Below are 12508 nucleotides of genomic sequence, written 5' to 3' on the forward strand. Positions count from 1 at the left end.
TGATGAGTAAATCAATTTGTTCGACCGGCCTGCGTTGGCTGTGGGTTGTGGTGGCGGTGCTGGCGCTGGATTTCGGCAGCAAGCAGTGGATCCTCGCTAACTTTACGCTGGGCCAGTCCCAGCCGTTGATCCCGTCGTTCAACCTGTTTTACGCGCGCAACTACGGCGCCGCGTTTAGCTTCTTGGCCGACCATGGCGGCTGGCAGCGCTGGTTCTTCGCCGGCATCGCCATCGCCATCGTTGCGGTGCTGCTGGTGATGATGTACCGCAGCACCGCGCAGCAGAAGCTGAACAACATCGCCTACGCCTTTATCATCGGCGGGGCGTTGGGCAATCTGTTCGATCGCCTGTGGCACGGTTTCGTAGTCGATTTCATCGACTTCTACGTTGGTGACTGGCACTACCCGACCTTCAACCTGGCGGACAGCTTTATCTGCGTGGGCGCGGCGATGATCGTGCTGGAAGGTTTCCTGTCGCCGGCGAACAAAAGCGCAAAGAGTAAAGGTGAGTAATATGACGGCTCAGGTTATCAGTGACAGCGCGGTGCTGGTTCACTTTACGCTGAAACTGGAAGACGGTTCGACCGCCGAATCCACCCGCAGCAGCGGCAAGCCGGCGCTGTTCCGCCTCGGGGACGGCAGCCTGTCGGCACCGCTGGAAGCGCAGCTGCTCGGCCTGCGCGCGGGCGACAAATGCGCCTTTACCCTGCAGCCGGAAGCGGCGTTCGGCGCGGAGAACCCGGATCTGGTTCAGTTCTTCTCGCGCCGCGACTTCGCGGAAACCGGCGTGCCGGACGTGGGCACTATCATGCTGTTTACCGCCATCGACGGCAGTGAAATGCCGGGCGTGGTGCGCGCGGTGGCGGAAGATTCGATCACCGTCGATTTCAACCATCCGCTGGCGGGCCATCCGGTGACCTTCGATATCGAAGTGCTGGAGATCGATCCGCAGCAGGAGGAGATGCATGCAAATATTGCTGGCTAACCCGCGCGGCTTCTGCGCCGGGGTTGATCGTGCGATCAGCATCGTGGAACGCGCGCTGGAGCTGTATGGCGCGCCGATCTACGTGCGGCATGAAGTGGTGCACAACCGCTACGTGGTCGACAGCCTGCGTGAGCGCGGCGCCGTGTTTATCGAAGAGATCGCGGAAGTGCCGGACGGCTCTATCCTGATCTTCTCGGCGCACGGCGTTTCTCAGGCGGTGCGTGCCGAAGCCAAGGCGCGCGATCTGACCATGCTGTTCGACGCCACTTGCCCGCTGGTGACCAAGGTGCATATGGAAGTAGCGCGCGCCAGCCGCCGCGGCACCGAAGCGATCCTGATCGGCCACGCCGGGCACCCGGAGGTGGAAGGCACCATGGGCCAGTACAGCAACCCGCAGGGTGGCATGTACCTGGTCGAATCGCCGGAAGACGTGTGGAAGCTGCAGGTGAAAGACGAAAACAACCTGTGCTTCATGACGCAGACCACGCTGTCGGTGGATGATACCTCGGACGTGATCGACGCCTTGCGTCAGCGTTTCCCGAAAATTATCGGGCCACGTAAGGATGATATCTGCTACGCCACCACCAACCGTCAGGAAGCGGTGCGCAACCTGGCCGGCGATGCGGACGTGGTGCTGGTGGTGGGGTCGAAGAACTCCTCCAACTCCAACCGTCTGGCGGAACTGGCGCAGCGCGTCGGCAAACCGGCTTATCTGATCGACTCGGCGGCGGATATTCAGGAAAGCTGGCTGAGCGAAGCGCGCAATATCGGCGTTACCGCCGGCGCCTCGGCACCGGACGTGCTGGTGCAGGAGGTGATCTCTCGCCTGAAAGCGCTGGGTGGCCTGGACGTGCATGAAATCAGCGGGCGTGAAGAGAACATCGTGTTTGAAGTGCCTAAAGAGCTGCGCGTGGACGTTCGTCAGATCGACTGACATGCGCCGGCGGATGACAACGGGGAGCTTAGGCTTCCCGTTTTTTTTGGAAAGCGCGCCGCGTAAAAAAATAATATTCCATGCATATTCAAATTTTCTGCTAACTAAAGTCAAATTTATTCTGAGTATTTGAAATAACGTCGATGTGATTAATTATATAGGCTGGCGAAAAGTCATTAATAAAAATATCATTAGGCTGCAATCTAAATGGGGCCCGGTGTTGGCAAGGTGATTACAATAATTACAATAATAGATGTTGCAGATGTTTCTTATTTTATTCCTGCCGAATATGTTCTACGGCGCTTAATCCCTTCTCCTGCAAATAGAGTTTCATATGTTCAAGCAATCGTCTGACTTTTAATGGCTGGATCTCCCTGCGCGGCATAATGGCATAGCAATTAATTTCCGGTAACCGCCAATCGGGCAATATTTCAATCAGCTCGCCGCTGCGCAATTCACGTTCAACGTTGGCGAAGAAATTGCGAATGATACCCTTGCCGGTCAGCGCCAACTCCTTCATCGCCATACCGCTGTTGGTGAACAAGCGCCCGGTCATACGCATGCGGTGTTCACCGCCGTTGCGATGGATCAGGCGGACAAACTGCGGGTTGCCGAGCGGCGTAAAGGTGACCCATTGGTGGTGCGTCAGCGCCTGTGGCGAATCCGGCACGCCGTGATGCGCCAGGTAAGCCGGCGAGGCGCACAGCACTTCGCGGCAGCGCGCCAGCCGCGTGGAAACGTAGCTGGAGTCGGCCAGCACGCCGCCGCGTATCGCCAGATCGATGCGCTGCGTGATGAGATCTATCTTCTCATCGTGAATTTCCAGCCGCAGCGTGAGACGGGGATGTTCGTCGAGAAAACTTTGCAGCGCCGGCACCAGATAGTGAGTGGCGAATTCGGTGGAGGTGGCGACGCGCAGCTCACCGACCAGTTCGCCGCGCAGCGCGGCGATCCGTTGTTGGCCACGTTCGGCGGCGTGGATCATCAGCAGGCAATCTTCATAAAAGCACAATCCGGCTTCGGTCAGACTCAATGAACGCGTCGATCGCAGCAGTAATTGAATGCCCAGATGTTCCTCCAACTGGCGAATATGCTGGCTGACGGCGGAAGTCGTCATGCCCAATTCTTTTGCCGCCATGCTGAATGCGCCGCAATCGACCACTTTTGAGAAAATGGCCATGCGTTTTAAAATATTGCTCATAGTTTGTTAAGCACAACTTAACCAAGATTGTGAATTATACGGGCTAATAATATAGCACTATCTCTTCTATATTGCCTGAAGCATATAAACGCCGGGCTGATTATTATTTCGCAGAGTTTTTTCTCTTTTTGATAAATCTTATTGCGCTTATCAATAATGCACCCGCGCCACATCGCAACAGGAGCTCATTGTGGACAGCGCTCAGAAAGAAGAAATATCGTTAAAAATCCTACGTGAATTATTGCAATACCGCCGCCGCTTCCCCGGCGACGATACCTCGATTGCCGAAGAAGAACGGCGGGTCACTCAGGTGCAATTGCCGCGCATTCGGGCATTCATTGAAAACGAGCAACGTATCGAATTCGTGCTGCCGGCCTTTCCCACCAAGTCGCCCAACACCAACAAGGTGATCGGCGCGGTGCCGGACATGGCGGAGCGGCTGTCGCTGATCTTCCTCAACTCGCTGTGCCAGCGCATTCAACTCTATTACCCGCCGGGGGCGCATATCGTTATCTGCTCCGACGGCCACGTGTTCGGCGATCTGATCCGCGTCAGCGATGAAGCGATCAACCACTATCAGCGTGAGATTGAAAGCCTGCTGCATGAAGTGGGCGCGACGCACCTGAGCGTGTTCAACCTCGGCGACGTCAAAGGCCTGGCGGAGCATACCGATGATTACGATCTGCTGCGCCGGCTGTTGGTGGAGGGCTATGCCGAAACGGAAGAGGCGATCAAGCAACAGCTGATGCAGGACGAACAGGGCCTCTTGCTGTACCGCGCCATCACGCGCTTCCTGTATGAAGACAGCCAGCTGCCGGGCTACAGCGGTTCCAACGCCGCGCTGCAGAAAGACGCCAAACAACGTGCCTGCGGCGTGATCCAGCGCAGCTGGGCCTGGGGCAACCTGCTGGCGCAGCATTTCCCGGCGGCGATCCGCCTGTCGATTCACCCGCAACCGGCCGACAGCCTGAAAATGGGCATCCACATGATGCCGACCAAAGACGACTGGCTGACGCCGTGGCACGGCGTGGCGGCCAACGTGAACGGCCAGTTCGTGCTGATGAAGCGTAAAGACGCGCAGAGCCTGGACGGCGAACTGGTGGAGATCCGCGGCACGCCGAGCCATTACCTGATCGAACAACCGCAGATGGCCTGAGGCCGTGGCGGGCTTTTGCGCCCGAAATCCTGGCGGGCGCGTTTTTGACGGCACGTTGCCGTGTGAGCAGCACATTCGATGCAAGGAGAATCACCGATGAACAACCAACCGCTTAATTGCCATATTCAACCGAATACCCCGTTCGGCGCGATCCTGACGCCGCAGCATCCGGGGCAAAAGATCGGCGAGCTGCCGGTGGCGGCGCTGCGGGCGCTGGCGCAGGAACACCACTTGCTGGTGCTGCGCGGATTCGACTCGGGTTTCAGCGAGGCGGAAGTTCTGACTCGCTACGCTGAGCTGTGGGGCGAGATCATGATGTGGCCGTTCGGCGCGGTGCTGGACGTGAAGGAGCATCCGGACGCCAAGGATCATATCTTCGACAGCAGCTACGTCCCGCTGCACTGGGATGGCATGTATAAGCCGACCATCCCCGAGTTTCAGCTGTTCCACTGCGTGGCGGCGCCGTCGCCGGACGAAGGCGGATGCACCACCTTCGTCGACACCACGCGGCTGTTGGCCAATGCGGACGAAGCGCTGCTGGATCAGTGGCTGTCGGTCTCGATCACCTACCGCATCAAGCAGGTGGTGCATTACGGCGGCGAAGTCTGTTCGCCGCTGGTGGTGCAGCACCCGAACGGCAGGGGCTTGATCATGCGCTACAATGAACCGCCGACGGAAGGGAAAAAATTCCTCAACCAGCATGCGCTGGAATATCACGGCGTGCCGGAACAGCAGCAGGAACAGTTCCACCACACTCTGCAGCAGCATCTGTACGATCCGCGTCACTATTATGCCCACCAATGGCAACAGGGCGACGTGGTGGTGGCGGACAACTTCTCGCTGCTGCACGGCCGTGAGGGCTTTACCGCCCGTTCCGCGCGTCATTTGCAGCGCGTGCATATTCAGAGCAACCCGGTGTGCGCCAATCTGGCGCTGAAGCCGGCCAACGCAGAAGCGTAAAGGAGCATTATGGCAAGGATACTGATGGCGGCGGTCGCCACTCCGGGGCACGTCTACCCGATGTTAGCCATCGCTCGCCACCTGATTGCCCAAGGGCATCAGGTGCGGGTGATGACCGGCGCGCTGTTTCGCGAACGCGCCGAGGCGGCGGGCGCGAGCTTCGTGCCGTTCGACGCGCAGGTGGATTTCGATTACCGCCACCTGGAAGAGCACTTCCCCGAGCGCGCCGCGCTGCCACCGGGCAATGCGCAGATGGCGCTGGCGCTGAAGGATTTCTTCGCCGCGCCGATCCCGTTGCTGGATCGGCAGCTGCGTGCGGCCATCGCCGCCGAAAAGACCGATCTGCTGATGGTGGAGAACTGCTTCTACGGCGTGCTGCCGCTGCTGCAGTCCGCCGCGCGGCCGCCGGTCTTCGGTATCGGCGTTACGCCGCTGTCGTATTCTTCGCGCGATGCTATTTTTTATGGCCCGCGTATCCCGCCGGCGCTGCTGCCGCAGGCGTTGACCCGTGAGCAGTTGGTGGATGAGGAAACGCGCGTGCTGATCGATGACGTGCAGCAGAGCTTCGATGCGGCGCTGCTGCAGGCGGGCGGGCGGGCGCTGGATCGCCCGTTCACCGACGCGCTGATCGGCGGCTGCGAGCGTTTCCTGCAGCTGGCTACCACGGCGCTGGAATATGAGCGTGACGATCTGCCGAGCGGCGTGCGATTCGTCGGCTCGCTGCGCAGCGGCGGCCAGCCGGCGGCGGAAGAGACGCTGTGGGAGGCGGACGATCGTCGGCCGCTGGTGATCGTGTCTCAGGGCACGTTGGCCAATGTCGATCTGCATCAGCTGATCGTGCCGACGCTGCAAGCGCTGGCGCATCTGCCGGTGCGGGTGCTGGCCACCACCGGCGGACGGGCGACGGAAGGGCTGATGGACGCGCTGCCGGGCAATGCCAGAGTGCGGGAGTTTATCTCCTTCGAACGCTGGCTGCCGGAGACGGCGCTGCTGATCACCAACGGCGGTTACGGCTCGATCAACTATGCGCTGGACAGCGGCGTGCCGCTGATCGTCGCCGGCACCGGCGAGGACAAGCTGGAGGCGGCCGCGCGCGTGGTGGCCGCCGGCTGCGGCATCAGCCTGCACACCAGCACGCCGAGCGCTGAACAGATCCTGGCGGCGGCGACGCGCATTCTGCAGCAGCCGATCTATCGGCAACGTGCGGCGCTGGTGCGTGAGGACTATGCCCGCCACGACGCGCTGACGGCGATCGCCAACGAAGTGGCCGCCATTACCGCCTGACCTCGCCGTTCTCCCTTCCCCAGGCGCCGTTTTCGGCGCCTTTTTTCTGCATTTTTTTGCGATGGAAACTGCATGATTATGTACAATCGTCGCAGGCCGCCAAATCGGTTGAATGTTAATCTCACGACAGCGCCGCTGATGAAAGCGGGGGAATATCATAATTTTCTAATTATGAAATGAATCCTCTGGCGACGCTGAAGCGGGGCGGTTACCCTGAATCGATAGCCTAATGGGATAGGCGTCAAATCAAGAAGAGAGCAAGCATGAGTGATACACAAATCCGCATTGCGATTGCGGGCGCCGGCGGCCGGATGGGCCGTCAGTTGATCCAGGCGGTGCAGCAGGCGGAAGGCGTGGTATTGGGGGCGGCGCTGTCGCGCCCGGGTTCCAGCCTGATCGGCGTCGACGCCGGTGAGCTGGCGGGCATTGGCGCGCTGGGTGTCAAGGTGAGCGACAGTCTGGAGAAGGTGGCGAACGAGTTCGATATTTTGATCGACTTCACCCGCCCGGAAAGCACCCGGGGCTACCTGGATTTTTGCGTGGCGCACCACAAGGCGATGGTGATTGGCACTACCGGCTTCGATGACGCCGGCAAGCAGGCGATCCGCGATGCGGCGCAGCATATCGGCATCGTGTTCGCCGCCAACTTCAGCGTCGGCGTCAACCTGGTGCTGAAACTGCTGGAGAAGGCCGCGCAGGTGATGGGCGACTATACCGATATCGAAATCGTTGAGGCGCACCACCGCCACAAAGTGGATGCGCCGTCGGGCACGGCGTTGGCCATGGGCGAAGCGATCGCCGGCGCGCTGGGGCGCGATCTGAAAAGCTGCGCGGTCTATGCGCGCGAAGGCCATACCGGCGAGCGCGATCCGAAAAGCATCGGCTTTGCCACCATTCGCGCCGGAGACATCGTTGGCGAGCACACCGCGATGTTCGCCGACATCGGTGAACGGGTGGAAATCACCCATAAAGCCTCCAGCCGTATGACTTTTGCCAGCGGCGCGGTGCGCGCGGCTTCCTGGTTACATAACCGTGATAAAGGTCTGTTTGATATGCGAGACGTGTTGAATTTGGACCAATTATAATTGATTTGCATACCATCGTGATGTGGTTGTATTGATCATAATGCTATGATAATCGGACAATAAATTTATTGTCCTTTTTTTTAACATGAAAAATGAAGTGTTGGTTTGATTTTGTTGTCGTGATTGTTATTTATCGATGATTATCTCGCTAATCACCCCGTTTTCATCCACCAGATCCCATTTCAGCGTCTTTTTAAGCCCATTCTGGCGCCATTTTCCGTCATTCAGCTTCGCAACCGTTTTCCAGCCCCGGTTTTCTGTGTTTTTATCGACGCTCAAGCCACATGAGCGCCGAGAACTGCAAAAATAAAACAAAAAACGGCAGTTTGGGTAGACAAGCCGGGCACTCATCATTAAAATGCGCCCAATTTGCCAAAAATTGGCCTCGCGGACGGTTTTTGCATTGATTTAGATCGCGATATCTGAATTAATATGCAAATATTGTGATTGATTATTCCTCGGAGGATGTTTTGATAAAGTCAGCGCTATTGGTTCTGGAAGACGGAACCCAATTCCACGGTCGGGCCATCGGGGCAGAGGGAACGGCAGTGGGGGAAGTGGTCTTCAATACGTCGATGACCGGTTATCAAGAAATCCTCACTGATCCTTCCTATTCCCGCCAGATCGTTACTCTTACTTATCCTCATATCGGCAATGTCGGCACCAATGCTTCCGACGAAGAATCCTCCGCAGTACACGCCCAAGGCCTCGTCATTCGTGACCTCCCGCTGATCGCCAGCAACTACCGCAACGAAGAAAGCCTGTCCGACTACCTCAAGCGTCACAACATCGTGGCGATCGCCGATATCGATACCCGTAAATTAACCCGCCTGCTGCGCGAGAAGGGCGCCCAGAACGGCTGCATCATCGCCGCCGACTCGCCGGACGCCGCGCTGGCCCTGGCCAAGGCGCAAGGTTTCCCGGGGTTGAAGGGCATGGATCTGGCGAAAGAGGTCACCACCCAAGAGGCTTACAGCTGGCAGCAAGGCAGCTGGACGCTTGAAGGCGACCTGCCCGAAGCCAAAACCGCCTCGGAGCTGCCGTTCCACGTGGTGGCTTACGACTACGGCGCCAAGCGCAACATCCTGCGCATGCTGGTGGATCGCGGCTGCCGCCTGACCGTGGTGCCGGCGCAGACCCCGGCCGACGAGGTGCTGAAAATGAATCCGGACGGCATCTTCCTGTCCAACGGCCCGGGCGACCCGGAGCCGTGCGACTACGCCATCGCCGCCATCAAACAGTTCCTGGAAACCGACATCCCGGTGTTCGGCATCTGCCTGGGCCACCAGCTGCTGGCGCTGGCCAGCGGGGCGAAAACCATGAAGATGAAGCTCGGCCACCACGGCGGCAACCACCCGGTTAAGGATCTGGACAACAACACCGTGATGATCACCGCGCAGAACCACGGCTTCGCCGTCGATGAAAACAACCTGCCGGCGAACCTGCGCGTCACGCACAAATCGCTGTTCGACCACACGGTGCAGGGCATTCACCGCACCGACAAGGCGGCGTTCAGTTTCCAGGGTCACCCGGAAGCCAGCCCTGGCCCGCACGATGCCGCGCCGCTGTTCGATCACTTTATCGAACTGATTGAGACTTACCGTTCTAACGCCAAATAATCAGGAGCAGTAAAAAATGCCAAAACGTACAGACATAAAAAGCATCCTGATCCTCGGCGCTGGCCCGATCGTTATCGGCCAGGCGTGTGAGTTCGACTACTCGGGTGCCCAGGCGTGTAAAGCGCTGCGCGAAGAGGGTTACCGCGTCATTCTGGTCAACTCCAACCCGGCGACCATCATGACCGACCCGGAAATGGCCGACGCGACCTACATCGAGCCGATCCACTGGGAAGTGGTGCGCAAGATCATCGAAAAAGAGCGCCCGGATGCGGTGCTGCCGACCATGGGCGGCCAGACGGCGCTGAACTGCGCGCTGGAGCTGGAGCGTCAGGGCGTGCTGGCCGAGTTCGGCGTGACCATGATCGGCGCCACCGCCGATGCGATCGACAAGGCCGAAGACCGTCGCCGTTTCGACGTGGCGATGAAGAAAATCGGTCTGGACACCGCGCGTTCCGGCATTGCGCACACCATGGAAGAAGCGCTGGCGGTCGCCGCTGACGTCGGCTTCCCGTGCATCATCCGCCCTTCCTTTACCATGGGCGGCACCGGCGGCGGCATCGCCTACAACCGCGAAGAGTTCGAAGAGATCTGCGAACGCGGTCTGGATCTGTCGCCGACCAACGAGCTGCTGATCGACGAATCGCTGATCGGTTGGAAAGAGTACGAGATGGAGGTAGTGCGCGATAAGAACGACAACTGCATCATCGTCTGCTCGATCGAAAACTTCGACGCCATGGGCATCCACACCGGCGACTCGATCACCGTCGCACCGGCCCAGACCCTGACCGACAAGGAATACCAAATCATGCGCAACGCCTCGATGGCGGTGCTGCGTGAGATCGGCGTGGAAACCGGCGGCTCCAACGTGCAGTTCTCGGTCAACCCGAAAACCGGCCGCCTGATCGTTATCGAAATGAACCCGCGCGTGTCGCGCTCTTCGGCGCTGGCGTCGAAAGCCACCGGCTTCCCTATCGCCAAGATCGCCGCCAAGCTGGCGGTGGGCTACACCCTCGATGAGCTGATGAACGACATCACCGGCGGCCGCACCCCGGCATCGTTCGAACCGTCCATCGACTACGTCGTGACCAAGATCCCGCGCTTCAACTTCGAGAAATTCGCCGGCGCCAACGACCGCCTGACCACCCAGATGAAATCGGTCGGCGAAGTGATGGCCATCGGCCGCACCCAGCAGGAGTCGCTGCAAAAAGCGCTGCGCGGCCTGGAAGTGGGCGCCACCGGCTTCGACCCGAAAGTGAGCCTGGACGATCCGGAAGCGCTGACCAAAATCCGCCGCGAGCTGAAAGACGCCGGCTCTGACCGCATCTGGTACATCGCCGACGCCTTCCGCGCCGGTCTGTCGGTTGACGGCGTCTTCAACCTGACCAACGTCGACCGCTGGTTCCTGGTGCAGATTGAAGAGCTGGTGCGCCTGGAAGAGCAGGTGGCCGAAGCGGGCATCAACGGCCTGAACAAAGCGTTCCTGCGCACCCTGAAGCGCAAGGGCTTCGCCGATGCGCGTCTGGCCAAGCTGGCCGGCGTCGCCGAAAGCGAAATTCGCAAGCTGCGCCACAGCCACGGCCTGCATCCGGTGTACAAGCGCGTGGATACCTGCGCGGCGGAATTCGCCACCGACACCGCCTACATGTACTCCACCTATGAAGAAGAGTGCGAGTCCAACCCGACCAACGACCGGCCGAAAGTGATGGTGCTGGGCGGCGGGCCGAACCGTATCGGCCAGGGCATCGAGTTCGACTACTGCTGCGTGCACGCCTCGCTGGCGCTGCGCGAAGACGGCTACGAGACCATCATGGTCAACTGCAACCCGGAAACCGTCTCCACCGACTACGACACCTCCGACCGTCTGTATTTCGAGCCGGTAACGCTGGAAGACGTGCTGGAAATCGTGCGCATCGAGAAGCCGAAGGGCGTGATCGTGCAGTACGGCGGCCAGACCCCGCTGAAGCTGGCGCGTGAGCTGGAAGCCGCGGGCGTGCCGATCATCGGCACCAGCCCGGACGCCATCGACCGCGCCGAAGACCGCGAGCGCTTCCAGCAGGCGGTTAACCGTCTGGGCCTGAAGCAGCCGGCCAACGCCACCGTCACCGCCATCGAGCAGGCGGTGGAGAAGGCGGCGGGCATCGGCTATCCGCTGGTGGTGCGCCCTTCCTACGTGCTGGGCGGCCGGGCGATGGAAATCGTCTATGACGAAACCGACCTGCGCCGTTACTTCCAGACTGCGGTCAGCGTGTCCAACGATGCGCCGGTGCTGCTGGACCGCTTCCTGGACGACGCGGTGGAAGTGGACGTCGACGCCATCTGCGACGGCGAGCGCGTGCTGATTGGCGGCATCATGGAGCACATCGAGCAGGCGGGCGTGCACTCCGGCGACTCCGCGTGTTCGCTGCCGGCATACACCCTGAGCCAGGAAATTCAGGACGTGATGCGTCGTCAGGTGGAAAAACTGGCGTTCGAGCTGCAGGTACGCGGCCTGATGAACGTGCAGTTCGCGGTGAAAGACAACGAAGTCTATCTGATTGAAGTCAACCCGCGTGCCGCGCGCACCGTGCCGTTCGTCTCCAAAGCGACCGGCGTGCCGTTGGCCAAGGTGGCCGCGCGCGTGATGGCGGGCAAAACGCTGGTCGAGCAGGGCGTGACCGAAGAAATTATCCCTCCGTACTACTCGGTGAAAGAAGTGGTGCTGCCGTTCAACAAATTCCCGGGCGTCGACCCGATTCTGGGGCCGGAAATGCGCTCTACCGGGGAAGTGATGGGCGTGGGCCGCACCTTTGCGGAAGCCTTCTCCAAAGCGATGCTGGGCAGCAACTCGGGCATGAAGAAACAGGGCCGCGCGCTGCTGTCGGTGCGTGAAGGCGACAAGGCTCGCGTGGTCGATTTGGCTGCCAGCCTACTGAAGCAAGGCTTTGAGCTGGACGCTACCCACGGCACCGCGGTGGTGCTGGGCGAAGCGGGCATCAACCCGCGCCTGGTCAACAAGGTGCACGAAGGGCGTCCACACATTCAGGATCGTATCAAGAACGGTGAGTACACCTACATCGTCAACACCACGGCCGGCCGTCAGGCGATTGAGGACTCCAAGCTGATTCGCCGCAGCGCCCTGCAGTACAAGGTGCACTACGACACCACGTTGAACGGCGGCTTCGCCACTGCGATGGCGCTGAAAGCGGATCCGACCGAGCAGGTGACGTCGGTGCAGGAAATGCACGCGCGCATCGGCAAGTAACCGCGCGATAACGCTACGCCAGGGGCGCTGCAGTTCAATGCAGC

At 60.0% G+C, this 12508-nt stretch carries 11 protein-coding genes; 9 read left to right on the forward strand and 2 right to left on the reverse strand.

Annotated elements, in window-relative coordinates; genetic code table 11:
• The first annotated feature begins 2 nt into the window (after positions 1-2).
• From lspA to ispH, 3 genes are read left to right on the forward strand one after another with little or no spacing between them, the layout of a single operon-like run.
• Positions 3-512, forward strand: a complete 510-nt coding sequence (lspA, locus tag SSARUM2_RS03005; protein WP_033637056.1) for a signal peptidase II — start codon at positions 3-5, stop codon at positions 510-512.
• Between the two features lies 1 nt (position 513).
• On the forward strand, positions 514-984 hold the full coding sequence (fkpB, locus tag SSARUM2_RS03010; protein WP_033637057.1) for an FKBP-type peptidyl-prolyl cis-trans isomerase: 471 nt from the start codon (positions 514-516) through the stop codon (positions 982-984).
• Positions 965-1918 (forward strand): 4-hydroxy-3-methylbut-2-enyl diphosphate reductase, encoded by a 954-nt coding sequence (gene ispH, locus SSARUM2_RS03015; RefSeq protein WP_033637058.1) that lies wholly within the window; start codon positions 965-967, stop codon positions 1916-1918. Before fkpB ends, ispH begins: the two co-directional genes overlap by 20 nt.
• Before the next feature lie 274 nt (positions 1919-2192).
• On the opposite strand, the gene SSARUM2_RS03020 is transcribed toward ispH, so the two are convergent.
• Positions 2193-3119 (reverse strand): LysR family transcriptional regulator, encoded by a 927-nt coding sequence (locus SSARUM2_RS03020; RefSeq protein ID WP_039568761.1) that lies wholly within the window; start codon positions 3117-3119, stop codon positions 2193-2195.
• A gap of 190 nt (positions 3120-3309) precedes the next feature.
• Between SSARUM2_RS03020 and pvcA the strand changes: the two genes are divergently transcribed.
• From pvcA to dapB, 4 genes are all read left to right on the forward strand, one after another.
• Positions 3310-4275: an L-tyrosine isonitrile synthase gene (gene pvcA / locus SSARUM2_RS03025; protein ID WP_033649152.1), complete on the forward strand. Its 966-nt coding sequence runs from the start codon at positions 3310-3312 to the stop codon at positions 4273-4275.
• Positions 4276-4371: 96 nt separating this feature from the next.
• Entirely contained in the window at positions 4372-5235 is an 864-nt protein-coding gene (locus tag SSARUM2_RS03030; protein WP_049213074.1) for a TauD/TfdA family dioxygenase, read from the forward strand.
• Between the two features lie 24 nt (positions 5236-5259).
• Positions 5260-6519, forward strand: coding sequence for a nucleotide disphospho-sugar-binding domain-containing protein (locus SSARUM2_RS03035; protein WP_060452782.1), 1260 nt, complete (start codon positions 5260-5262; stop codon positions 6517-6519).
• A 263-nt stretch (positions 6520-6782) separates the two neighbouring features.
• Positions 6783-7604 (forward strand): 4-hydroxy-tetrahydrodipicolinate reductase, encoded by an 822-nt coding sequence (gene dapB, locus SSARUM2_RS03040; RefSeq protein WP_033649157.1) that lies wholly within the window; start codon positions 6783-6785, stop codon positions 7602-7604.
• A 126-nt stretch (positions 7605-7730) separates the two neighbouring features.
• Here dapB and SSARUM2_RS03045 read toward each other — a convergent pair whose 3' ends face one another.
• On the reverse strand, positions 7731-7958 hold the full coding sequence (locus SSARUM2_RS03045) for a hypothetical protein (RefSeq protein ID WP_133160031.1): 228 nt from the start codon (positions 7956-7958) through the stop codon (positions 7731-7733).
• A 116-nt stretch (positions 7959-8074) separates the two neighbouring features.
• On the opposite strand from SSARUM2_RS03045, the gene carA reads away from it, so the two are divergent.
• The gene (gene carA / locus SSARUM2_RS03050; protein WP_049234046.1) at positions 8075-9223 is read left to right on the forward strand and encodes a glutamine-hydrolyzing carbamoyl-phosphate synthase small subunit; all 1149 of its coding nucleotides are present in this window, start codon (positions 8075-8077) and stop codon (positions 9221-9223) included.
• A gap of 16 nt (positions 9224-9239) precedes the next feature.
• Positions 9240-12464, forward strand: coding sequence for a carbamoyl-phosphate synthase large subunit (carB, locus tag SSARUM2_RS03055; RefSeq protein WP_038873387.1), 3225 nt, complete (start codon positions 9240-9242; stop codon positions 12462-12464).
• Positions 12465-12508 lie beyond the last annotated feature (44 nt).

Source organism: Serratia sp. K-E0102 (genome assembly GCF_029962625.1).
GTDB lineage: Bacteria > Pseudomonadota > Gammaproteobacteria > Enterobacterales > Enterobacteriaceae > Serratia > Serratia sarumanii.

What these genes read in the sequence shown, in the direction of transcription:
- lspA (WP_033637056.1), top strand. Translation starts at nt 3, where the DNA reads ATGAGTAAATCAATTTGTTCGACCGGCCTGCGTTGGCTGTGGGTTGTG.
- fkpB (WP_033637057.1), top strand. Translation starts at nt 514, where the DNA reads ATGACGGCTCAGGTTATCAGTGACAGCGCGGTGCTGGTTCACTTTACG.
- ispH (WP_033637058.1), top strand. Translation starts at nt 965, where the DNA reads ATGCAAATATTGCTGGCTAACCCGCGCGGCTTCTGCGCCGGGGTTGAT.
- SSARUM2_RS03020 (WP_039568761.1), bottom strand. Translation starts at nt 3,119, where the DNA reads ATGAGCAATATTTTAAAACGCATGGCCATTTTCTCAAAAGTGGTCGAT.
- SSARUM2_RS03030 (WP_049213074.1), top strand. Translation starts at nt 4,372, where the DNA reads ATGAACAACCAACCGCTTAATTGCCATATTCAACCGAATACCCCGTTC.
- SSARUM2_RS03035 (WP_060452782.1), top strand. Translation starts at nt 5,260, where the DNA reads ATGGCGGCGGTCGCCACTCCGGGGCACGTCTACCCGATGTTAGCCATC.
- dapB (WP_033649157.1), top strand. Translation starts at nt 6,783, where the DNA reads ATGAGTGATACACAAATCCGCATTGCGATTGCGGGCGCCGGCGGCCGG.
- SSARUM2_RS03045 (WP_133160031.1), bottom strand. Translation starts at nt 7,958, where the DNA reads ATGATGAGTGCCCGGCTTGTCTACCCAAACTGCCGTTTTTTGTTTTAT.
- carB (WP_038873387.1), top strand. Translation starts at nt 9,240, where the DNA reads ATGCCAAAACGTACAGACATAAAAAGCATCCTGATCCTCGGCGCTGGC.